The sequence below is a fragment of the Flavobacterium sp. genome, from assembly GCF_035195345.1.
GTDB lineage: Bacteria > Bacteroidota > Bacteroidia > Flavobacteriales > Flavobacteriaceae > Flavobacterium.
The window spans coordinates 599,576-622,577 of sequence record NZ_CP136574.1; the positions used below are offsets into that span (position 1 = coordinate 599,576).

Here is a 23,002-nt window from a genome sequence, read left to right on the forward strand (position 1 = left end):
ATCAATAAAAAAAGAGCTGAATTAATATTCAGCTCTTTTTTTATTGGTCTTTACCTCCTTTAATTACATAGGTATAAAACCATGTAATTGTAAACGTAGGAATCACATCAACAAAAGGTAATAACTCTTCTATAAGTCCAAAAATGGATGCTAATTTTCCTGCTGTACCCTTAAACATTATAAGCAGTAATAGTGCTGAAATTGGCGCCCAAAATAGATCTGTAACTTCCGCAAAAACAGGAATAACATAAGACAACATCCCTATTCCATCAAAAAATAAGCTAAGAACTAACATTGTCCCTTTATTGTTTTTAGTAGAAACTGCTCCCGAAGGAACTTGATCATGTATCATTTTAAAAATATTAATTCTGTATAACGAATGTACAAAACTAATGCCACTTTTTTTTATTCTTTATGAATCATTTTGTAAAAGTCATCACGAAATTCTTTTTGATTAAAAACACCTCCATATTGTAAGGTTGAAGTATAACTGCTTTCATCTTTAATCCCTCTACTCGAAACACACAAATGTGAAGCTTCAACAACAATCATTACATTATCTGTTTCTAAAACTTGTTTAAGCTCATTAAAAATCTGCATAATCATTCGTTCTTGCACTTGTGGTCTTCTTGCATAATAATCTACAATTCGATTCAATTTAGACAAACCAATAACTTTACCAGACGAAACATAACCAACGTGCGCTTTTCCAACAATTGGTAAAAAATGATGCTCGCAAGTAGAATTAAAACTGATATTTGCCTCCACCAACATTTTATCATATTGATACGAATTATCAAAAACCGAAATTTTTGGTTTGTTTGCCGGATTTAATCCCGAAAAAATTTCTTGTACAAACATTTTAGCAACACGATGAGGAGTTCCTTGTAAACTATCATCTGTTAGGTCTAACCCTAATTCTTTCATAATGATTTCAAAATGATGCTCAATAACTTGCATTTTTTGTTCATCAGATCTAGCAAAAGCATCTGGCCTTAGTGGTGTTTCAACCGAGGTCATTTGATGATTATCACCAATAATGTCGAATATTTCTTTTTCAATAGCAGTATTCATAGCAATTTTCCCCTTCTATTTTAATTTCGATTTATAATATTTGTGCAATTTTTCTAATTTTGGAGCAATCACCATTTGGCAATAACCTTGACTTGAATTTTGATTGTAGTAATTTTGATGATAATCTTCCGCCGGATAAAATTGAGTAGCTGAAGATATTTTAGTAACTATAGATTTATCGTATAATTTTTCTTTTACTAACAATTCAATATAATTTTCAGCTTTTACTTTTTGAGCTTCAGAATGATAGAAAATTTCACTTCTGTATTGCGTTCCAACATCAGCTCCTTGTCTATTCAACGTAGTCGGATCATGTGTTCCAAAGAAAACTTCTAATAAATCTTCATACGCTACTTCCTTTGGATTATAGGTAATTTGAATTGCTTCAGCATGACCTGTTTCTCCTGTACATATATCTTTATAAGTTGGATTTTTAGTCTTTCCTCCAATGTAACCAGATACTACTTTTTCTACGCCTTTAATTTCTAAAAAAACAGCTTCTGTACACCAAAAACAGCCTCCAGCAAATGTTGCAACTTCCATACCTTCAATTTCTTTAACTTTAACAGGTTCTTTAAAATCATCCTTGATCATTGGTTTTTCTTTAGCTGTACAAGAAGTAAAAACCAAACCAAAAATTAACGATAATGCTTTTATTTTATTTTTCATTAATTCAATTCGTTATTTTGTTTAACAAATTTAAACAAAAATTAAACATAAATTACATTTTAACTTAACTTTATTATTTGATAAATAGTAATAGGAAAAGAATTGTTTTTTTATTCGATAAAAATCTTTGTTTCTTTGTAGAAATGTTCCATTATGATTACTGCAAAAAATCTACATAAATATTACGATTCCCTTCATGTTTTAAAGGGAGTTGATTTACATATTAAAAAAGGCGAAATCGTTTCTATTGTTGGCGCTTCGGGTGCTGGTAAAACAACGTTGCTTCAAATTTTAGGTACATTAGATTTACCAACTAAGCAAAATGATACTGTTTTAGAAATCAATGGTTCATCGGTTTTGAATTTAAAAGACAAAGAACTTTCAAAATTTAGAAACCAACATTTAGGCTTTATTTTCCAATTTCATCAATTGTTACCAGAATTTACGGCTTTAGAAAATGTTTGTATACCTGGCTTCATAGCTAATCGCGATAAAAAAGAAGTAGAAAAAGAGGCAAAACAATTATTAAACTATTTAGGACTTTCAGAAAGAACACATCACAAACCAAGTGAATTATCAGGTGGTGAACAACAACGTGTTGCGGTAGCCAGAGCATTAATTAATAAACCCGCAGTAATTTATGCCGATGAACCTTCTGGAAATTTAGATACACAATCTGCCGAAATGCTTCACCAATTATTTTTTAAACTTCGCGAAGAATTTAATCAAACTTTTGTAATTGTAACCCATAACGAAGAGTTAGCAAATATGGCCGATAAAAAATTAGTAATGAAAGACGGCTTAATTATTGTAAATTCTTAAAATGACAAAATCCGAGTTAAAAGAATTTTTAGATGAAAAAGTTGATTTATACAACCATCCCAATTTCATAGATAGCGATCCCATACAAATTCCGCATTTGTATACTTTGAAAGAAGATATTGAAATTGCAGGTTTTTTAGCAGCAACTATTGCTTGGGGCAATCGCAAGATGATTATTAACAATGCTAAGAAAATGATGGATTTAATGGGAAATTCTCCCTATGATTTTGTTATGTCTCATAATGGTAATGATTTACAACGTTTAGAAACTTTTGTCCATCGAACATTCAACGGGCAGGATTTCATTGGATTTATTAAAAGTCTTCAAAACATATATTTGAATCACGGAGGACTTGAATCAATTTTTACAATACATCAAGAAAAGGATTCTATGCAAAATGCTATATCAAAATTTAAAACTATCTTCTTTGAAATTGAGCATTTAAATAGAACTGAAAAACACATTTCTGACCCTAACAAGAATTCTTCAAGTAAACGACTAAATATGTGGCTTAGATGGAATTGTAGGCAAGATAACAAAGGAGTAGATTTAGGTATTTGGAAAAGCATATCTCCCTCCCAACTCTCATGTCCTTTAGATGTGCATTCGGGTAATGTAGCTCGAAAACTTGGATTATTAACTCGTAAACAAAACGATGCTAAAGCCTTAGCAGAACTCGACCAAAATTTAAGAGCATTAGACCCAAACGACCCTGTAAAATATGATTTTGCCCTATTTGGATTGGGTGTTTTTGAAGGGTTTTAAAACAAAAAATCCTGCCGAAACAGGATTCTTGTGGAGAAGATGGGGCTCGAACCCACGACCTCTTGACTGCCAGTCAAGCACTCTAGCCAACTGAGCTACATCCCCATTTTATTGTACGAATATAAGCTTTTTTTTAATACTGCCTAATTAAATAATTCAGTGCACAACTTAAAATAAAAACCTTTGATTGGCTCATAAAAATAAAGTAATTTTATAACTCTAAAACATAACCATGCACGCAGATTACATTACCGACCAAAACTTTACTGATCTAACCTATGCAGAAAGCGATGTAAAATACAAAGAATACGAAAATTGCACTTTTACCAATTGTGATTTTAGATTGTGTTCCTTTGTTGCTGTAACGTTTATCGATTGTAATTTCATCGAATGTAATTTTAAAGGCACAAAAATCAACCACGTTTCTTTACGTGATGTTTGGTTTTCAAAATGTGATTTTACTTCCGTTAACTTTGCAATGACTGATCAAATTTTATATGAATTCCACTTTAAAGACAGCTTGCTTGATTATGCTCAATTTTATAGCTTAAAGCTAAAAAGAATGCAATTTATTAACTGTAGTATGATTGCAGTTGATTTTATGGAAAGCGACCTTACGGAAGCTTTATTTGACAACTGCAATTTACGACATGCTGTTTTTATAGGAACAACAGCTAATAAAACTGATTTTTCTACAAGTTATGATTTCGTTATTGATCCTGAAAAAAACAAGTTGAAACGAGCAATTTTTTCTACAGAAAATTTATCTGGTCTGCTTAAAAAATATGATTTAGTAATTAAATAAATTTAAAATTTCAACTGATACACATCGTCTAAATCTTTATCGCAACTAAAATTTACTCCTAAATCTGTCACATAGCCAGAATTTAAACCATAAACCCAACCATGAATCGATAATTCTTGTCCGTTTTTCCAAGCATTTTGTACTATGGATGTTTTGGCTAAATCTAAAACTTGTTCTTTCACATTGACTTCAACAAACTTATTGAAACGTTCATTTTCATCTGTGATAGCATCTAACTCCTTTTGATGAAAACGATATACATCTTTAATGTGGCGAATCCAATTATCAATAATTCCAATAGAACTATTTCCCATTGCAGCTTTCACACCACCACATCCATAATGCCCACAAACAATAACGTGTTTCACTTTTAATGCATTTACAGCATAATCCAAAACGCTTAACATGTTCATGTCGGAGTGAATTACCATATTAGCAATATTTCTATGTACGAAAACTTCTCCAGGCTCTGCTCCAATAATTTCATTAGCCGGAACTCTACTATCTGAACAACCAATCCATAATAAAGGTGGCTGTTGTCCTTCTGCTAAATTGTTGAAATACTCGGGACTAATTGCTAATTTTTTCTCAACCCACTGCTTATTATTTTCTAGTATTTTTTTATAAAAATCACTCATTTTATTTATGTTTAATAAAGTTATTTATATTGTTTTTTTTCGTCTTTAATTTTTACATGCTTAAATTCAGTCGTCTCTATGTCATAATGGTCTTTAAAACCTTTCAATGTCAATTTAATTTTCTTGTCTTCGGCTTTAACATTTCTAAAATCTTTAATCAATTCTACCACATCAAAATCAATATAATTTGTACTTGAGGCATCAATAATTAATTCCGAACCTTCTGGAATGCTTCCTAAAGTATTTTTAATGGCCGCTTTATTCAAAAACGAAACTTCTTGAGCTAATTTTATTGTAATTACATCTCCATTCTGGGATGATTCTTTCTTAAATGAATAAGCTATTTTTAAATTTTGATACAATATAAACAAAACACTAACTCCTAATCCAATTGCAACTCCTTTCAATAAATCGATACGAACTACCGCAATTACAGTTATTACAAATGGAATGAACTGAGAATAACCATTTTTCCATAGATGAATAAACACACTTGGTTTTGCTAATTTATAACCCACCATTAATAAAACAGCGGCTAAAGCAGCTAATGGAATTTTATTTAATACAAATGGTATTGATAATGCAAAAAGAATCAATAAAAAACCATGAAAAATAGTTGCTAGCTTAGTTCTACCACCTGAATTAATATTAGCAGAGGAACGAACAACAACCGATGTCATTGGCAAACCACCTAAAAATCCACTTAAAATATTACCAATTCCTTGCGCTTTTAATTCGCGATTAGTGTTTGTAAATCGTTTATACGGGTCGAGTTTATCGGTTGCCTCAACACACAATAAGGTTTCAATGGATGCAATAACTGCAATAGTAACAGCAACAATCCAAACTTTTTCATTTGTTAAAGAAGTAAAATTTGGCATGGCAAAACCGCTTCTAATTTCAGTAAACGAAGGCAAACTTACTAAGTGATTTTGTGTTACAATAGCCAAACTAGAATCCGATTGAATAAAAAACTCATTCAAAAGTATACTTACTACCACAACAACTAAAGCTCCAGGAACCACTTTTATTTTCTTTAAGAAAGGAATTTTTTCCCAAATAAACAAAATAGCTAATGATAATAGCGCTATAATTAATGCTCCTGTATGAATATAATTTATTGACTCTATTAAAGTATCAAAAGTGGTATGACCCGATTTTTCGATAAAGAAAAAATCACCTTCATTATCTATGTCATGTCCAAAGGCGTGGGGAATTTGTTTTAAAATTATAATTATACCAATAGCAGCCAACATACCTTCAATGACACTTGTTGGGAAATAATTAGAAAAACTACCTGCTTTCAAAAAGCCAAATACAATTTGAATTACACCCGCTAAAATTACTGCGACAAGAAAAATATCAAAACCACCTAAATCTGAAATGGCTGTTAAAACTATAGCTGTTAAACCAGCTGCTGGTCCTGTAACACTTAGTGCTGAGTTGCTTAAAAACCCAACTACAATACCTCCTATTACACCCGAAATTATACCTGAGAACAATGGTGCTCCCGAGGCTAACGCAATACCTAAACACAAAGGTAAAGCTACTAAAAAAACTACTAAACCAGCTGCAAGATCACCTCTTACATTGGAAAAAAAAGAATGAGTATTCATGAATTTTAATTATTAATACATTAATAATAAACTCTAAAAATGAGTTCAAAAAAAGAAAATGTATTAAATAAAATTCGGAGGGGGAGAAAAAATTTGATGCGCTAAATTATCGAAACTTAAATTAGCAACAAATACAAAGCTAGATTCTGTTAAGCCTTTAATTGCAATTTTAAAAACTGAAATACAATTAGTCTGTATTGACTCAATATCACTGTAGGACGTGAAATTCTCTTCCTCTTCACACATGCTGTAAAAATAGGAAGTATCTGCTTCATTATCAATTACTCCTAAAACTGTAGGTGTAATTAAAAATGTTAGAAATGAAACTAAAAAAATAACAGATAAAAATTTCATATAACAAATATAAAAATATTTTATCTATTATTTCAATAAATTCTATTATTAAAAAAACTCTTATTGGAGTATAATTAAAATAGTGCTTTAAATTTCTTCTTCCATCCAAGCTTTCAACATCCAATTGGTTTTTTCTTGTTCAGCAATAAAATCGCTCATCATTGAATTAGTTCCTTCGTCATTAATTTCAGCTGCTTTATTCAAAATTACTCTTTCTATTTGCAACAAAATACTTAATGATTCTAAAATCAATTGAAACGCCTCAACATCATTAGAAATATTTTTTCCTATTTGTAATTTACTATGTTCTATATAATCTGAAAAAGTATGTAATGGAGTTCCTCCTAATGTTAAAACACGTTCGGCAATTAAATCAATTTTAATTTGACTATCGTTGTACAACTCTTCAAACTTTAAGTGCAAATCAAAAAACGTTTACCACGAATATTCCAATGCAAACCTCTTAAATTTTGGTAATACATTTGAAAATTGGATAACAAACCATTTAGTTCTATAACTAATTCTTCTGATTCTTTTACGGGCAATCCTAAACTATTGTGTTTCATAATTTCTTTACTTACTCAAATTTACAAAATTTAACCCCTTAGCTGTATAAATTTAATTGATAGTTTTTATATTTGCATAATAAATATCAATAATATGACCATTACTCAACTATACTATGTTTTAGCCGTTGCGGAATATAAAAATTTCACACTTGCTGCAGAAAAGTGCTTTGTAACTCAGCCTACTCTAAGCATGCAAATTCAAAAATTAGAGGATGAATTATCAATATTAATATTTGATCGAAGCAAAAAACCTATTTTATTAACTGAAGTTGGTGAAAAAATCGTAAATCAAGCAAAGAATATTGTAAATGAAGCTGGAAGGATCAAAGATATTGTAGATCAGCAAAAAGGGTATATTGGTGGTGAGTTTAAAGTTGGAATAATTCCTACAGTGATGCCAACATTATTACCTATGTTTTTAAATAATTTCATTAAGAAATACCCAAAAGTTAATTTAATTATAGAAGAACAAACAACGGAAGAAATCATCAAAAGATTAAAAAATGGTCATTTAGACTGCGCCATTGCAGCAACTCCATTAGAAGAAGAAAATCTAAAAGAAATTGTATTGTATTATGAACCTTTTGTTGCTTATGTACCAAAAAATCATTCTGCCATTGATAAAAAGGAAATTGAAATTTCTGATTTAGATTTGGATAAAATATTGCTATTACAAGATGGACATTGCTTTAGAAATGGAATTTTGAATTTATGTAAAAACAATAAATACTTTGCCGACAGTCATTTTCAATTGGAAAGCGGAAGTTTTGAAACACTTATTAAATTAGCAGATGAAGGTCTTGGAACAACCTTACTTCCCTATCTACATACGTTAGATTTGAATGAGAAAAACAAAGAAAAACTAAAACATTTTAAAGATCCTAAACCTGCAAGAGAAGTAAGTCTAATTTATCCTAAAAATGAATTAAAAATTCATATTATTAATGCACTACGTGATGTAATTTCTGGAGTTGTTAGAGGCGCAATTGCTTTTAGTGATGTAGAAATTATAAGTCCAAAATCTAAATAAAACAAAAAAGTCCCGATAAAATCGGGACTTACTATTTTTAGTTGATATAAATTAAACATTGCCTTAATTCTGGCTTTTCAACAGTAAACTGCAAAAGCCATTCTCTCAATTGATCTATCTCATAAGGAAGCAATGTTCGCATTGCTTTTTCTAATTCTTTACAAAACAGTTTCGCATCAAAACTCACTCTTTCCAAAATCGACTTGGTGTAGGAAAACATTGCTCTGGGCATACATATTCAAGATAAAAGGTTAAACTTGGGACTAGAACTTGTAGTAAAGATAAATAAAAAAACTTCACAAAAAGGATATAGTTGATAAAAAAAATGCTAATTTTTTATTAAATTTTTACTTTACAGTAAAAATCATACATTTTTTGTCGCACGTAACATTTCGCGTTTTCCAGGTGCTCCAGGTAGTTTTTCAATAGAAAATCCAACACTTAACATTGCGTTTTTAATTGTAGAACGGCAAGCATAAGTCACTAAAGTTCCTTTAGGAAAAAGTGCATCGTACATTTTTTTAAAAATCACTTCACTCCATAATTCAGGTTGTAAAGGAAATCCGAAAGCATCAAAGTAAATTAAATCGAATTGATTTTTATCTTCAATATCTTGAAAAAACTGTTGTCTTTTGGTTAAATGAAAGTTATTTGAAATAAATTGATTTTGTTCCCAATTACAAGAATGCATTGTACTAAAAACTTCCTTATATTGTATAGCCTGCAATTCGGAAACATAATTCATTTGAGCAATTTCTTCAGCTGAAATAGGAAATGCTTCTACTCCAACATAATTGACTTTATCTTTATTTAAAGTTTCTAAAAAGGTGATGAATGCATTCAAACCCGTTCCGAAACCAATCTCTAAAATCGAAATTGAACCTTGATTTTGAAATAAATCCAATCCGTTTTTTATAAAAACATGTTTTGCTTCCTGAATAGCACCGTGAGTTGAATGATAGTTCTCATCCCATTCCGGAATTCGAATAGTGGTGGAACCGTCGTCGGTGATAATAATTTCTCTTTTCATTGGATTTACAATATAAAAAAAGTTGTTTAAAGTGTTTTGTGCAAAGCTGAATTAATTTCAGCTTCTCTTAAAAAGATTCTGAAATCGAAGTTAAACGAGTTCAGAATGACAAAGCAAATAACTTTAAACAACGATTTAAAAACTATATCAAGTTTTACTCAATATACAACTTCTTAATTTTCGGAATAGGTCCACCACATTTTACTTCATGGCATTTGATACAAGCATCTATGCCGTTATTAAAATGTTCTTTGGCGTTTTTCGGGTCTTGATAAATTAATTCTTGCGCTTTGATAAATTTAGCCGCCTGTTCATTAAAAAAAGCATCTTTATCAGTTTCATCAGTCATTACCGCTTTATGAATTTTGATGAAATGTTGTGGAAATTTACCAATAGTATCTCCTTTAATGATGCGTTCTTTCAATCGTTCATTATCCACATACATTTGCTCCATAAGTGCTGCCATTTCTGACATTTCGTACATTTCAAATCCGTCTTTATTATTTGAGATAGAATCTTTTTTTGAAACTTCAATACCCAAAACTTCTATAGAATCACTATTTTTTAAGTTTTCACAAGAAAAAATAAAAAAAGATAATACAAAAATTAAAAATAAATTCTTCATTACTTAGCAATTAAAACACCATCTGCCATAAATGAATACGTAACTTTTGGCTCAGTAATACTATCAATTGCTGCTTGCGATTTTCCGGCATCTTTGGCATAATGTTTTAAAACATCAACACTTTCTACACTTACAAATGCTTTTCCATTTACAATAACCTCTTTGTCTTGTGCATTTTTAGGAACAAAGAAACCGTAGTCTTTAAATTTCACAAAAACTTCTTGGTCATCTGCTAAATCTAATGTCATCCAACAACCTTTCTTTTGACAAACTTCGTTAATTCCTGATTTGAATTTTACTTCTAGAGTATCGCCTTCTTTTAATGATTTGAATTTTTCCATCATTTCAGCATTCGACAAAGCGCCTTCAGTTGAAATTGAATCTCCAAAAACAACATAATCCACTTTAGCAACTTCTGGTGTAGTTTCTTTTTTTTGTTCACAGCTCACAAAAGCAATTGTCAATAGAGAAAGAGTAAGTATTTTTTTCATCTTAATTGAATATTATTTCTACAAAATTAACTATATTTTTTTTACTTTTACTTCGCATCAAAAAAAAGTTATTTTTGAACATAAAATTGAATTTAAATTCATAAAAAAACAATTCATTATTTATTCTCATTTTAGTTGATTTTAATGTATTTTAAAGTTTTTATTAAGAATTAATTTCGGTAGTTGTTGATAATTATTTTTAAATAAGTAAAAACAAAACTTCTTTTTTTTTAGTAAATTTGCAACGAAAATCAATAAATCGTCTTTTTTTTAACGATTTTACAAAACTATAAATTATAACAGTTTACCTCTAATGGAATTAAAAACTTTAAACGAAATTGATATTATTTCGGCTCCACATTCAAAAATCAACGAGGTTGATTTTGAAAACTTAACCTTTGGAAATGTGTTTACAGATCACATGTTGGTATGTGATTATGTGAATGGAGTGTGGCAAAAACCTGTTATAGAACCTTATGCCCCTTTTTTACTAGATCCTTCAGCAAAAGTATTTCATTATGGTCAAGCTATTTTTGAAGGCATGAAAGCTTACAAAGACGAACAAGATGCTGTTTGGTTATTTAGACCTGATGAAAACTTTCACCGTTTTAATAAAAGTGCAACTAGAATGGCAATGCCAGAAGTTCCAGAAGATATTTTCTTAGGAGGTTTACACCATTTATTAGAAATTGAAAAAGAATGGGTTAAAAAAGGAAAAGGAAATACCTTATATATTCGTCCGTTTATGATTGCAACAGGACATGGAGTAATTGCTGCTCCTTCTCAAGATTATCGTTTTATGATAATTTTATCACCTGCGCGCGCTTATTATTCTGGAGAAGTAAAAGTGCTTATTGCAGAACATTTTAGTAGAGCTGCGAATGGTGGAATTGGTGCTGCAAAAGCGGCTGGAAATTATTCAGCTCAATTTTATCCAACAAAATTAGCAAACGAACAAGGATTCCAACAAGTTATTTGGACTGATGACGCTACTCATACAAAATTAGAAGAAGCAGGTACAATGAATGTGTTCTTTAGAATTAATGATACTTTATATACTGCTCCAACAAGTGAAAGAATCTTAGATGGTGTAACTCGTAAAAGTGTTATCGAATTAGCAAAAAGAGAAAACATTAAAGTAGAAGTACGTTCCGTTTTAGTTGACGAATTAGTAGCCGCTGCAAAAGATGGTTCGCTAAAAGAAATTTTTGGAGCTGGAACCGCTGCCGTTATTAATCCAATTGTAGGTTTTTCTTATTTAGGCGAATATTATGAATTACCAAAATTAGAAAATGCAGTTGCTTTAGAAATCAAAGAAAAATTAACAAACATTCAATACAAATTAGCAGAAGACACTTTTGGTTGGACTGTTAAGATATAGTGTTCAAAATTAAAAAACATATAAGTAAAAAGGCGATTTCAAAATTGAAATCGCCTTTTTTTTTATTTTAAAATCTCCTCAAAATTTGGCTTGAAGTAATTTGGCCCTTTCATTACTTTTCCATCTTCTCGATAAATTGGTTTTCCATCTTCACCAAGTTTACTCATATTAGAACGTTGAATTTCATCAAAAACTTCTTCAATTTTATGTTGCAAACCGTGTTCTAAAATTGTTCCACACAAAATATACAACATATCGCCTAAAGCATCGGCAACTTCAACTAAATCATTGTTTTGAACTGCTTCTAAATATTCTTCATTTTCCTCTTTCATTAAATTAAAACGAAGGTCGTTTTTTAAATTACCTAAATCGGCTTTCATTTCTTCACTGACACCTAATCCATAAGTTTCATGAAATAGCTTTACTGCTTTTAATTGTTTTTGCATAATTATACTATAAATTTCACTAAAATTAAAAAAATTGATAGTATTAAATTACTATTTTTGTGAAAATTTTCAATATGTTTTCAACAGGTCAAATCTACTTTGCAATTTTCTTTATTATTGCTTTTGTAATTACAATGATATTAGTGTATCGTAAAGATTTAAAAGTTTTAAAACCTTTTTACAAAGGAACGTATTGGGTTTTTGTAGGTTTTTTAGTTTTTATTGGATTACTGTTTATAATTAAAGTACTTATGAAAGATTAATTTATTACTTTTGAAAAACAAATTCATTCCTCAATGAGAATTTTAAAATACATACTTCTTTTATTACTTCTTTTAAGTGTTGCCTTTGTGGTTTTTGTGGCTACCCAACAAAGCGATTACAAAGTGATACGCTCAAAAGAAACCAAAATTTCTAAAGATATTGTATATAATTTAGTTTCAGATAGCACATCTCTTATCGATTGGAATCCATGGGAAAAAGACGAAGCCGTTTTTAAAAATGTAAAATTAGTTTCTGGTGATACAATACTGCAAAAAATTTCCTTATCGGGAGAAAAGAATGAATCCTTTATGCGTTTTCAAAAAACAAAAAAAGGAACATTAATTTCATGGGAATTAAAAGGAAATTTGGACTTTGAATTAAAATTGCGAAGTATTTTACAAGGTGGAGTTGAAAATGTATTAGGTGACAAATTAGAAGATGGATTAAACAATATTGATAATTATTTGGTTAAAGAACTAAATACCTACAACATTAAAGTGCATGGTATAGTAAAAAAACATGCAACCAATTATATTCAACAAATTGACACTTGCTTTTTTGCCGATTTTCAAAAAGTATCTAAAAAAATGCTGCAAAATATGATAGCATTTGTTGAAAAGAATGACATTGCCATCATTGGTTCTCCTTTTATTACTCATCAAACCTGGGACAAAAAAGCTAAAACAACCATTTTTTCAATGTGTGTTCCTGTGGAAGAAGAAATACTAACTACTTCTGGTAGTGAGATTTCAGGTGGCCATTTTGATGATTTTTTAGCCATTAAAACTACTTTAACAGGTGACTATTCTCATAATATAGAAGCTTGGAATAAAACCATCAACTACATTAATAAGAAAAAATTAATTAAAGATACTGAAGGTTTAAATATTGAAGTTTATAAAATTAGCTTACCCAAAGAACGTAAACCTTCAAAATGGGTAACTGAGATTTATATTCCGGTCAAAAAACGAGTATACATTCCAAAACCAAAACCTACGGAAGTACAAGAAGTTGTTGGCACAAGTGAAACCTCAACAACAAATACAACTAAATAATTTATTTAACTATTTATAAAATGAACAAACTTATTTTTTCAATTGCATTTATATTTATTGCTACATTCATTTCTGCGCAAGAAGTTGAAATTAAAGATGACAAAGTATTGTTAGATGGAAATCCAATTTTAAAGTATGAGAAAATAAACATAATACAACATTCGTTCTATTCTTTAGAAAGCGATGATGAAATATTACTTTTTAAATTTCATGACAATGAAACCAATCAATACAGTGATGATGATTATATCATTATAAACTTTTTAACAGCAAAAATTAAAGTTGAAACAACAAGTGTTGAACATGTTATTTCAGGCATGGGAATGAATTCTAAAAAAAACATGCAAAAACTAGTAAAATGGTTACTTAAAGAAAAAGTAATTGATACTAAAGGAAATTTAAACCTTGAAAAAGTACAAACATTTTACTATAAATATAACGAAGATATCACACTAAGAACTTCTAGATAAACAAAAAAAAGGACATTTAAAAATGTCCTTTTTTATTACTTATTCTTTCCTATAAGATGTTTAACAACGGTTTCTGCAGCATGTAAACCAAATAAAGCAGGCATCCAACTATTGGTTCCATAAAACGACTTTTTGAAATTAGAACCATCTGTCATCTTAACACTATCATAATCGGGACGTTCATAAGAATAAACCACTTTAACACCACTTGAAATGCCTTCTAATTTCAAACGCTTTCTTACTTGCTTGGCTAACGGACAATAATCTGTTTTACTGATATCTTTTACACGAACTTTCTCAGCTTCAAACTTACCTCCTGCTCCCATATTACTAATAACTTTGACTTTTTTTCGTTTACAAGCCAATATTAGGTTGATTTTTGGAGTCAAACTATCAATGCAATCTAAAACGTAATTAAACTCTGGAGAAACCAATTCAAATGCGCGTTCTGGAGATAAAAATTCTTCAATTCGAGTAAGTTTCAATTCTGGATTAATATCCATTAATCGATCACCTACAATTTTTACTTTTGGCTCACCTACCGTACTGTGCAAAGCGGGTAATTGTCTGTTAATATTAGTAATATCCACAACATCTCCGTCAACAATTGTCATGCTTCCCACACCAGCTCGTGCTAAAAATTCGGCAGCAAAACTTCCTACTCCACCTAATCCAACTACTAATACATTTGCATTTTCAAGTTTTTGAATTCCTTCTTCTTTGAATAATAAAGCTGCTCTTTCTTTCCACTTTGCCATTTTAATTTATGGTTTTAGTTAATTGTTAGTTGTTAAAAATTCTCGAAAAATTAGTAAAAACAATCGTTTTTAGTTCGTCTATGGAAATTCCTTTTATCAAAGCTGCTTTTTCATACACTTGATAAATAGATTCTTCAATCGTATCTGTTTCTAATAAAATTTGATTTTCGGGTGCAAAGGTAAATACTTTTTCTAAATCTGGATTACGAAGTAAATATTTTCCAAATGATAAATAGAATCCGTTTTTTAATAAAGACTGAGCCACTTGATCATTTTTTGAAAATCCATGAATAATCATTGGATTATCTATTTTCATTTCTTTTTTTATAGCTATTACTTCATCATAAGCAGCAACACAATGCAACACAATTGGTTTCTTAGTTTGTTTTACAATTTCCAATTGCTTTTTAAATACTGAAATTTGGACATCCAAAGGGATTTCTATTCGTTTATCTAAACCGCACTCACCCAGTGCCAAACATTTTTTTAATTGTAGTTTTTCTTTAATAATTTTTAAATCATTATTCAGTCGTTCTTCATCAATATACCAAGGATGAATTCCAATAGAATAGTTTGATAAAATAGATTTAAATTCCCAAGGATATTGATTTACAACTTCAATAACATCTGAAAGATTGGAAAATTTGTGCGTATGTAAATTGATAAACTTAGTCATGAAATTTCTTTACACCTGCTAAAATTTCAATATCTAAATCATTTTCTAAAGGAACAATCGGACACGAATATTCATAATTATAAGCACAATACGGATTGTATGCTTTATTAAAATCAATCGTCCAAATAGTACCTTTTTGAATTCTCATATCAACATATCTTCCTCCAATATAACTTTCTTTTCCACAGGTTAAATCGGAAAATGGTAAAAACAAATAATCATCATACCCCGATTTTTTAATTAAATCTATGTTTTGATACACATTTAATTTGAATTCCTTTCCCTCAATTGAAAAACGCAACTCACCATATTTTTTATATAATGGTGTTCTTGATGTGGTTGTTTTCATGCCAAAAGGTTTTTCCTTTTTTGTCCTAACAAAAGTAGCTTCAACAATGTATTTTTCGCCTATTGGGAAAAAATCAAGACCTTTAAAATGATTTAAATCTTCTTTAGTTAATGGACTTTTCAATGAATCTGCATAACTTTGATTCAATTCTGTTTGAAACTTCTTAGAAGCCAACAAATCTTTTTGAGCAAAAACAAAAGTTGAACAAAAAAGAAAAAGTAAGATATATTTCATTAGTTGTATTTTTTACAAAAATATATAATTTCTATAACATTGTAATCGTCTTAGCTTTTGTAAATTTGCAATTCAATATTAGGTATGCTACAAAGAGCTTTTAATAAATATGTCGATAATTTCAGAGGATTTTCTCGCGAAATTTGGATACTTACACTTATCACTTTTATCAATCGTGCTGGAACTATGGTATTGCCTTTCTTGTCTAAATACTTGAAAGAAGATTTACATTTTTCATATAGTCAAGTAGGTTGGATTATGGTAAGTTTTGGCTGTGGCTCTATTCTAGGTTCTTGGTTAGGCGGTAAATTATCCGATAAAATTGGATTCTACAAAATAATGATATTTAGTTTATTAACTAGTGGTATTGCCTTTTTTGGACTACAATTTATTACTAGTTTTGAAGGATTGCTTGTCGCTATGTTTTTTATTATGGTTATTGCCGATATGTTTCGACCTGCCATGTTTGTATCCTTAGGCGCTTACGCAAAACCCGAAAACAGAACGCGTGCGTTAACCCTAGTAAGATTGGCTATAAATTTAGGATTTGCCGCTGGTCCCGCACTTGGAGGATTGTTAATCATGAGTGTTGGCTATAAAGGGTTATTTTGGGTGGATGGAGCTACATGTATTTTAGCTATTTTAATATTCTGGATTAAGGTGAAAGAAAAGAAAAAATCAAAATTTACCGATTCAGAACATCCGGGAGAAATTTTAACACACTCAGTTTTTAAAGATAAACCTTTTTGGATTTTCCTTGGAGGAACTTTGATAACAGGTATCTTATTTTTTCAATTGTTTACTACCATTCCACTCTACCATAAAGAGCAATTTAATTTGAGTGAATTTCAAACAGGATTACTACTAACTCTTAATGGTATATTGGTTTTCTTCTTAGAAATGCCAATTGTGAGTTATATTGAACGTCATAAAATTAACAAATTAAAAGTAATCACTTATGGTTGTTTAGCGATGGCAACTTGCTTTTACTTGTTATTAATTAACCAATGGGCAGGTATTTTAATTGTTATGATGATATTTATGACATTTGCAGAAATGTTTGCTTTTCCTTTCTCAAATTCATTTGCTATGAGTCGCGCTCCAAAAGGACATGAAGGTCGTTACATGGCAATTTTTACCATGAGTTATAGTTTGGCTCACATCTTAAGCGCTAAAACTGGGATGGAAATGATTTCAATTTTCAATTATCAAACCAACTGGTTTTTTATGGGAACACTGGGAGTTATTGGTGTTTTACTTTTCATTTGGACCATGAAATTGGTTAAATATGAACCACCTAGAAACCTGTAAAACTAAAAATTTAGTTAAATAACTATAAAAATAGTTGTATAACTAAAAATATAGTTTAACTTTGATTTATCAAAACGATAAGTCATGCAAAAAATAACCAACAAAGAAGAAGAAATTATGCACATTTTATGGAAGCTAAAAAAAGCTTTTGTAAAAGATATCTTAGAAGAAATCACCGACGATAAACCTCATTACAATACACTTTCAACCATTGTTCGTAATCTTGAGGAAAAAGGTTATGTTGGTTATAATGCCTATGGAAAAACGCATCAGTACTTTCCTATTGTTGCCATTGAAGATTACAGAAAAACTTTTATGAATACCGCTATTGATAACTACTTCAATAGTTCATACAAAAATTTGGTTTCCTATTTTGCAGAAGAAGATAAAATTTCGGCTGATGAACTTCGCGAGATTTTAGCGTTAATCGAAAAAAAGAAATAGTATGGAAAATCTAATGCTATATTTTATAAAGGCAAACGGACTTATCATTTTATTTTATTTGATGTATGTCTTATTTTTGAGAAAAGAAACGTTTTTTGTCTCAAATCGTTTGTACCTGATTTTAGGATTGCTAATATCCTTATGTTTACCCTTGATAACGTTTACGAAAACCATTTGGGTTGACCCAACACCTGTTCCTGAATTTTATCAAGAAACAACTACTGTAAACAGCGATTATATCGAAGTTCCCATTCAAGAAACTCCAATAGATTGGTCTTTAATTTTGACTACAGCATATGTTGTAATTTGTGTTTTAATTTTAGTAAAAATTGGTATCGAAATAGCATCATTTTACAATAGAATCAGAAAGCACAACCAACAGAAAGAAGCAGATTTCATCTTAATTCACTCGAATACAACCGAAAATCCATTTTCATTCTTTCATTACATTGTTATTAATCCTCATTTATTTTCGGAAGCAGAAATACAACATATTTTAACACACGAAAGTATTCATGTGAAGCAAAAACATTCAATTGATGTGTTGCTAGGAAAACTATTTTGTGCTGTGTTTTGGGCAAACCCAATCATTTGGTTGTATCGAAAAGCAATGCTTCAAAATCTTGAGTTTATTGCCGATAGTGAAACCTTTCAACAAATCGAAAACAAATACGAATATCAAATAACCTTATTAAAAGTTGTGATTCATCAACACGACTTAAGTATTACTAATCAATTTTATCAATCATTAATCAAAAAACGAATCATTATGTTACACACAAATCAATCCCACAAAAGAAATGCTTGGAAGTATGCTACAATTCTTCCGCTATTAGTAGGTTTTATGTTACTGTTTCAAATTGAAACGGTAGCGCAAGTAAAGGAAATATCTATTTCAAAATCAATTACCAATAAATTAATTCAATTTGTAATTGATAAAAACACAACTGATGAGCAAATAAAAGAAGAAACAGAATTATTAAAAAAAGAATACAATATCGACTTAAAAATTTCAAAAATAAAACGAAATGCAAAAAATGAAATCATTGCTTTAGAAGCTAAGTTTGAAGATAGCGATAAAACTTCCGGGAAAATTTCAATCAAGGGACATGAAGCTATAGAACCAATACGTTTTTTTAAAGAAATAAATGAAAACGAGAAAGGAAATATCGGTTTCGACAGAAATAACACTTCAACCGTTTTTGCTAAAATGGATGCAGATCAACTTGAATGGAATGAAACCCAAACTATCGAAATAAAAAAATCAGATACTGAAGAAGTAATATACATCATCAATGGAAAAGAATATTCTAAAGAGGAAATGAAAGATAAAATCGTTGAATTAGACGGAGCTATCGAAATGAATGAGGATGAAAAAAGCGGAAAAAAAATTATGATTTTCAAAGGAAATTCAACCATTTCAGACGAACCAAAAACCATTATATATCTTGATAAAAAAGTAATATCTAAAGAAGAAATGGACAAAATTGATACTGAAATTATCAAGTCTGCAGATATAAAAAAAGGAACTGTTAAAAAAGAAATTAAAATTATAACTAAAATTTCTAATGAAATTTCTGAAGATACTGAAATTTATATCAATGGTAAAAAAGCAACGAAAGAAGAATTAGACAAAATTGAAAACGAAGACATAGAATCTATAAATGTTAACAACAATAATGTTCAAAAATCAATTGAAATTCAAAAAAAGTATACTAAAGAAAAACCAAAAACAATCGAACTTAAAAGCGGTGATGTTGTCGTAGTTCTTGAAGGTGACAGAATTAAATTTCCTGGTTACCCTACGCATTATTTAAATCAGTTAAAATTAGAGTTTCAAGGTAAAATTCTTGAAGACAATATTGATTTCTTCAAAAACTACGAACTTGAAAAAATAAAAGATATTAAAATCATAGAAGACGAATCAACTTCAAAAGAGAAAAAAAGAATCAAAAAAATCATCATTGAAACCAAATAACAAAAAAAATCCCGATTTTGAAACAGTTTCAAAATCGGGATTTTTGATAATATAAGTTACTTTAACTTAAACAGCTTAAGTTAAAAATAGTGAACTCGATAAAATATCAAGCTCACTATTATCAATTATTATAAAATTTTTTATTAAGTCATTTTCTTCTGAAATGAATTAATAATTAATTATTTCACTTCTTCGAAATCTACATCTTGCGTTTGGTCTCCTGAAGCGCTTGCTTGTGGCTCAGCTTGAGAAGCTCCTCCTTGCTCTTGTGATTTGTACATTTCTTCTGTAGCTGTTTTCCAAGCTGCATTTACGTTGTCTAAACCTTTTTGAATAGCGTCTAAATCTTGCGTTTCATGACCCATTTTCAATTCAGTTAATGCATATTCGATAGCTGTTTTGTGCTCAGCAGTTAATTTATCACCAATTTCTTTCAATTGACTTTCTGTTTGGAAAATCATTGAATCAGCTTCATTTAACTTATCTGCTCTTTCTTTAGCTAATTTATCGGCTTCAGCATTTAATTCAGCATCTTTTTTCATTTTTTCGATTTCTTCTGGAGTTAAACCTGAAGAAGCTTCAATACGAATATCATGCGACTTACCTGTTCCTTTATCAGTAGCTGATACTTTAATGATACCATTTGCATCAATATCAAACGTTACTTCAATTTGAGGAACGCCTCTTGGTGCTGGTGGAATTCCGTCTAAATGGAAACGACCAATTGTTTTGTTATCATTTGCCATTGGTCTTTCTCCTTGAATAACATGGATTTCTACCGATGGTTGGTTATCTGCTGCTGTTGAGAAAACTTGTGATTTTCTTGTTGGAATAGTAGTGTTCGACTCAATTAATTTTGTCATTACACTTCCCATAGTTTCAATACCTAATGAAAGTGGAGTAACGTCTAATAATAATACGTCTTTTACTTCACCAGTTAAAACTCCACCTTGAATGGCAGCTCCAATTGCTACTACTTCATCAGGATTTACTCCTTTTGATGGTTTTTTACCGAAGAATTTCTCTACTTGTTCTTGGATAACAGGAATACGAGTTGAACCTCCTACTAAAATTACTTCGTCAATATCAGAAACTGATAAACCAGCATCTTTTAACGCTTTAGCAACTGGTTCCATAGAACGTTTTACTAAAGTTTCAGCTAATTGCTCGAATTTTGCTCTTGTTAAAGTTTGAACTAAGTGTTTTGGTCCAGAAGCCGTAGCTGTTACGTATGGTAAGTTGATTTCTGTTTGAGCAGAAGCTGATAATTCAATTTTAGCTTTCTCAGCTGCTTCTTTTAAACGTTGTAATGCCATTGGGTCTTTACGTAAATCAACACCTTCATTTGCATTGAATTCGTTAGCTAACCAATCGATAATTACTTGGTCAAAATCATCTCCACCTAAGTGTGTATCTCCGTTTGTAGATAAAACTTCAAAAACTCCGTCTCCTAATTCTAATACAGAAATATCAAATGTACCTCCACCTAAATCATAAACTGCAATTTTTTGGTCTTTACCTTGTTTGTCTAATCCATAAGCTAAAGCTGCTGCTGTAGGCTCATTGATAATACGCATTACTTTCAAACCTGCAATTTCACCTGCTTCTTTCGTAGCCTGACGTTGCGCATCGTTAAAGTAAGCTGGAACAGTAATAACTGCTTCAGAAACTGAATGACCTAAATAATCTTCAGCTGTTTTTTTCATTTTTTGAAGTGTCATTGCAGACAATTCTTGTGGTGTGTATAAACGACCATCGATATCAACACGTGGAGTATCGTTGTCCCCTTTTACTACCTTGTAAGCTACTGTTGAAGCTTCTTTTGCACTTTCAGTATACTTGTTACCCATAAAACGTTTGATAGAAGCAATCGTTTTTGTTGGGTTAGTTACTGCTTGTCTTTTTGCCGGATCTCCAACTTTAATTTCGCCACCTTCTACAAATGCAATAACAGATGGTGTTGTTCTTTTTCCTTCTGCGTTTGCAATTACAACAGGTTCTCCACCTTCCATTACAGCCACACATGAGTTGGTTGTTCCTAAGTCGATTCCAATAATTTTGCTCATTTTTATACTTGTTAGATTTTAAATTTCAATTTTAAACTCGATGTCTTTAATTCAAGGATTGTGCCATTACGAAAAATAAGGGAAATTGACAGAAAACAGCTTTTGTCAGGTTTAAAATACTGACAAAATGTCGTTTTATAGTTGTTTTTTAACTCTATTATGTCTTAGATTTTTAAAATTCGTCAAGTTAAAAACCAAGATAGAAATCAAAATCAAGGAATAAGAAACAATTTGTGCAATTGAAACCGATTCTTTAAAATAGAAAATGGCTAAAAAGAAATGAATCAAGGGATTAGTATACATCAATATGCCAACAGTTGAAGAGTTCAATCCTTTTAAAGCATATAAATTCAGGAACAATGGAATAATGGTAAAAACAATTACTATAGTTAAAAGAAAACCATAAAACAAAAACTCGGTTGGGATAGCGCTACCAAAACTAGGATAAAACGGCAATAAAATAACCGATGAAACTATCATTTGAATGGTTAACACCAAGAATTTATCAAAATCACTATTCTTCCGTTGGGAAACCAAATAAAATCCAAAACTTAAAGCGATGATTACGCTGTAAATCAAATCTTTGAAATTTCCATAAGATAATATGATACAACTAATTACGCACAATCCTACTGCAATCCATTGCCATAAATCAATTCTTTCTTTCAATAATATAAAAGCTAAGACAGTGGTTAAAATGGGACAAATAATATAAGCAAATGAAGCTGATTGCAAACTCACGTGATTCACCGCATAGATAAATAAAAACCAATTCAATACTAATAAAAGTCCACCAACAACCGTCATGATTACTACTGATTTTTGTTTTTTCTTGGAAAGTTCTTTAAAAGTTTTCTTCGCTTCTAGAACAACTGATTTTCTAAAAATTAAATTAATTCCCAATAAGAAAGCCGTAGCTATAAAAACTCGGAAGAATAAAATATCTAGTGAAGCATAATTAGCAAGCGGTTTCAAAGCCAAACTAAAAAATCCCCAAATAATAAAGGCAGATAAAGCGGACAAAAAATATTTATTTATGGGCATTATTTTTTTTTTGCAAATGAACTAAAAATTTCACGAT

Annotated in this window: 27 protein-coding genes, 1 tRNA gene and 1 pseudogene; 11 read left to right on the plus strand and 18 right to left on the minus strand. The window is 30.2% G+C overall.

Annotation, left to right across the window (positions count from 1 at the left end):
* Positions 1–40: 40 nt before the first annotated feature.
* The 3 genes from RSE15_RS02825 to msrA are packed head-to-tail and all read right to left on the minus strand — an operon-like array spanning position 41 to position 1,617.
* Positions 41–352 carry a hypothetical protein gene (locus RSE15_RS02825; RefSeq protein ID WP_324069475.1) on the minus strand — a complete coding sequence of 104 codons (312 nt, stop codon included), beginning with the start codon at positions 350–352 and terminating at the stop codon, positions 41–43.
* Positions 353–405: 53 nt separating this feature from the next.
* A complete protein-coding gene (folE, locus tag RSE15_RS02830) occupies positions 406–1,074 on the minus strand; it encodes a GTP cyclohydrolase I FolE (RefSeq protein ID WP_324069476.1) in 669 nt (222 codons plus the stop codon).
* A 15-nt stretch (positions 1,075–1,089) separates the two neighbouring features.
* Positions 1,090–1,617 (minus strand): peptide-methionine (S)-S-oxide reductase MsrA, encoded by a 528-nt coding sequence (msrA, locus tag RSE15_RS02835; RefSeq protein ID WP_396161573.1) that lies wholly within the window; start codon positions 1,615–1,617, stop codon positions 1,090–1,092.
* Positions 1,618–1,896: 279 nt separating this feature from the next.
* Between msrA and RSE15_RS02840 the strand changes: the two genes are divergently transcribed.
* Both RSE15_RS02840 and RSE15_RS02845 read left to right on the plus strand, forming a co-directional pair.
* The gene (locus tag RSE15_RS02840; protein WP_324069477.1) at positions 1,897–2,565 is read left to right on the plus strand and encodes an ABC transporter ATP-binding protein; all 669 of its coding nucleotides are present in this window, start codon (positions 1,897–1,899) and stop codon (positions 2,563–2,565) included.
* A 1-nt stretch (position 2,566) separates the two neighbouring features.
* Positions 2,567–3,331, plus strand: a complete 765-nt coding sequence (locus RSE15_RS02845) for a TIGR02757 family protein (RefSeq protein ID WP_324069478.1) — start codon at positions 2,567–2,569, stop codon at positions 3,329–3,331.
* Between the two features lie 31 nt (positions 3,332–3,362).
* Here RSE15_RS02845 and RSE15_RS02850 read toward each other — a convergent pair.
* Positions 3,363–3,436 (minus strand) — tRNA-Ala (locus RSE15_RS02850).
* A 127-nt stretch (positions 3,437–3,563) separates the two neighbouring features.
* On the opposite strand from RSE15_RS02850, the gene RSE15_RS02855 reads away from it, so the two are divergent.
* The gene (locus tag RSE15_RS02855) at positions 3,564–4,136 is read left to right on the plus strand and encodes a pentapeptide repeat-containing protein (protein ID WP_324069479.1); all 573 of its coding nucleotides are present in this window, start codon (positions 3,564–3,566) and stop codon (positions 4,134–4,136) included.
* A 2-nt stretch (positions 4,137–4,138) separates the two neighbouring features.
* Here RSE15_RS02855 and can read toward each other — a convergent pair whose 3' ends face one another.
* From can to RSE15_RS02875, 4 genes and pseudogenes are all read right to left on the minus strand, one after another.
* The gene (can, locus tag RSE15_RS02860) at positions 4,139–4,774 is read right to left on the minus strand and encodes a carbonate dehydratase (protein ID WP_324069480.1); all 636 of its coding nucleotides are present in this window, start codon (positions 4,772–4,774) and stop codon (positions 4,139–4,141) included.
* 20 nt (positions 4,775–4,794) lie between these two features.
* Positions 4,795–6,390: a SulP family inorganic anion transporter gene (locus tag RSE15_RS02865; protein ID WP_324069481.1), complete on the minus strand. Its 1,596-nt coding sequence runs from the start codon at positions 6,388–6,390 to the stop codon at positions 4,795–4,797.
* 63 nt (positions 6,391–6,453) lie between these two features.
* Positions 6,454–6,744 carry a hypothetical protein gene (locus RSE15_RS02870; RefSeq protein WP_324069482.1) on the minus strand — a complete coding sequence of 97 codons (291 nt, stop codon included), beginning with the start codon at positions 6,742–6,744 and terminating at the stop codon, positions 6,454–6,456.
* Positions 6,745–6,831: 87 nt separating this feature from the next.
* Positions 6,832–7,310 (minus strand): annotated as a pseudogene (locus RSE15_RS02875) (Dps family protein).
* 94 nt (positions 7,311–7,404) lie between these two features.
* On the opposite strand from RSE15_RS02875, the gene RSE15_RS02880 reads away from it, so the two are divergent.
* A complete protein-coding gene (locus tag RSE15_RS02880) occupies positions 7,405–8,343 on the plus strand; it encodes a LysR substrate-binding domain-containing protein (protein WP_324069483.1) in 939 nt (312 codons plus the stop codon).
* A gap of 37 nt (positions 8,344–8,380) precedes the next feature.
* On the opposite strand, the gene RSE15_RS02885 is transcribed toward RSE15_RS02880, so the two are convergent.
* The 4 genes from RSE15_RS02885 to RSE15_RS02900 form a co-directional block, all read right to left on the minus strand.
* Entirely contained in the window at positions 8,381–8,575 is a 195-nt protein-coding gene (locus RSE15_RS02885; RefSeq protein WP_324069484.1) for a hypothetical protein, read from the minus strand.
* Between the two features lie 132 nt (positions 8,576–8,707).
* A complete protein-coding gene (mnmD, locus tag RSE15_RS02890; RefSeq protein WP_324069485.1) occupies positions 8,708–9,373 on the minus strand; it encodes a tRNA (5-methylaminomethyl-2-thiouridine)(34)-methyltransferase MnmC2 in 666 nt (221 codons plus the stop codon).
* A gap of 154 nt (positions 9,374–9,527) precedes the next feature.
* Positions 9,528–9,998 (minus strand): hypothetical protein, encoded by a 471-nt coding sequence (locus RSE15_RS02895; RefSeq protein WP_324069486.1) that lies wholly within the window; start codon positions 9,996–9,998, stop codon positions 9,528–9,530.
* Positions 9,998–10,489, minus strand: a complete 492-nt coding sequence (locus tag RSE15_RS02900; protein ID WP_324069487.1) for a DUF4920 domain-containing protein — start codon at positions 10,487–10,489, stop codon at positions 9,998–10,000. Before RSE15_RS02900 ends, RSE15_RS02895 begins: the two co-directional genes overlap by 1 nt.
* A gap of 313 nt (positions 10,490–10,802) precedes the next feature.
* On the opposite strand from RSE15_RS02900, the gene RSE15_RS02905 reads away from it, so the two are divergent.
* Entirely contained in the window at positions 10,803–11,870 is a 1,068-nt protein-coding gene (locus RSE15_RS02905; RefSeq protein WP_324069488.1) for a branched-chain amino acid aminotransferase, read from the plus strand.
* A 62-nt stretch (positions 11,871–11,932) separates the two neighbouring features.
* On the opposite strand, the gene RSE15_RS02910 is transcribed toward RSE15_RS02905, so the two are convergent.
* On the minus strand, positions 11,933–12,316 hold the full coding sequence (locus RSE15_RS02910) for a pyrophosphohydrolase domain-containing protein (protein WP_324069489.1): 384 nt from the start codon (positions 12,314–12,316) through the stop codon (positions 11,933–11,935).
* Between the two features lie 59 nt (positions 12,317–12,375).
* Between RSE15_RS02910 and RSE15_RS02915 the strand changes: the two genes are divergently transcribed.
* From RSE15_RS02915 to RSE15_RS02925, 3 genes are read left to right on the plus strand one after another with little or no spacing between them, the layout of a single operon-like run.
* Positions 12,376–12,579 (plus strand): hypothetical protein, encoded by a 204-nt coding sequence (locus RSE15_RS02915; RefSeq protein WP_416380764.1) that lies wholly within the window; start codon positions 12,376–12,378, stop codon positions 12,577–12,579.
* A gap of 33 nt (positions 12,580–12,612) precedes the next feature.
* Positions 12,613–13,635, plus strand: a complete 1,023-nt coding sequence (locus RSE15_RS02920; protein ID WP_324069491.1) for a GyrI-like domain-containing protein — start codon at positions 12,613–12,615, stop codon at positions 13,633–13,635.
* Positions 13,636–13,655: 20 nt separating this feature from the next.
* Positions 13,656–14,105: a hypothetical protein gene (locus tag RSE15_RS02925; protein WP_324069492.1), complete on the plus strand. Its 450-nt coding sequence runs from the start codon at positions 13,656–13,658 to the stop codon at positions 14,103–14,105.
* Between the two features lie 35 nt (positions 14,106–14,140).
* On the opposite strand, the gene RSE15_RS02930 is transcribed toward RSE15_RS02925, so the two are convergent.
* The 3 genes from RSE15_RS02930 to RSE15_RS02940 are packed head-to-tail and all read right to left on the minus strand — an operon-like array spanning position 14,141 to position 16,122.
* Complete coding sequence (locus RSE15_RS02930) at positions 14,141–14,863, minus strand: tRNA threonylcarbamoyladenosine dehydratase (RefSeq protein ID WP_324069493.1); 723 nt, start codon at positions 14,861–14,863, stop codon at positions 14,141–14,143.
* A gap of 25 nt (positions 14,864–14,888) precedes the next feature.
* Positions 14,889–15,539, minus strand: a complete 651-nt coding sequence (locus RSE15_RS02935) for a TatD family hydrolase (RefSeq protein WP_324069494.1) — start codon at positions 15,537–15,539, stop codon at positions 14,889–14,891.
* Positions 15,532–16,122 (minus strand): DUF1684 domain-containing protein, encoded by a 591-nt coding sequence (locus tag RSE15_RS02940; RefSeq protein WP_324069495.1) that lies wholly within the window; start codon positions 16,120–16,122, stop codon positions 15,532–15,534. Before RSE15_RS02940 ends, RSE15_RS02935 begins: the two co-directional genes overlap by 8 nt.
* 84 nt (positions 16,123–16,206) lie before the next feature.
* Between RSE15_RS02940 and RSE15_RS02945 the strand changes: the two genes are divergently transcribed.
* The 3 genes from RSE15_RS02945 to RSE15_RS02955 all read left to right on the plus strand — a co-directional run bounded on the left by RSE15_RS02945 (position 16,207) and on the right by RSE15_RS02955 (position 19,855).
* On the plus strand, positions 16,207–17,433 hold the full coding sequence (locus RSE15_RS02945; protein ID WP_324069496.1) for an MDR family MFS transporter: 1,227 nt from the start codon (positions 16,207–16,209) through the stop codon (positions 17,431–17,433).
* Positions 17,434–17,517: 84 nt separating this feature from the next.
* A complete protein-coding gene (locus RSE15_RS02950) occupies positions 17,518–17,877 on the plus strand; it encodes a BlaI/MecI/CopY family transcriptional regulator (protein ID WP_324069497.1) in 360 nt (119 codons plus the stop codon).
* Position 17,878: 1 nt separating this feature from the next.
* Positions 17,879–19,855, plus strand: coding sequence for a M56 family metallopeptidase (locus RSE15_RS02955; protein WP_324069498.1), 1,977 nt, complete (start codon positions 17,879–17,881; stop codon positions 19,853–19,855).
* A 179-nt stretch (positions 19,856–20,034) separates the two neighbouring features.
* Here the strand turns inward: RSE15_RS02955 and dnaK are convergent, their stop codons facing one another.
* Entirely contained in the window at positions 20,035–21,921 is a 1,887-nt protein-coding gene (dnaK, locus tag RSE15_RS02960) for a molecular chaperone DnaK (protein ID WP_324069499.1), read from the minus strand.
* A gap of 135 nt (positions 21,922–22,056) precedes the next feature.
* Positions 22,057–22,965: an EamA family transporter gene (locus RSE15_RS02965; protein ID WP_324069500.1), complete on the minus strand. Its 909-nt coding sequence runs from the start codon at positions 22,963–22,965 to the stop codon at positions 22,057–22,059.
* Between the last annotated feature and the right edge of the window lie 37 nt (positions 22,966–23,002).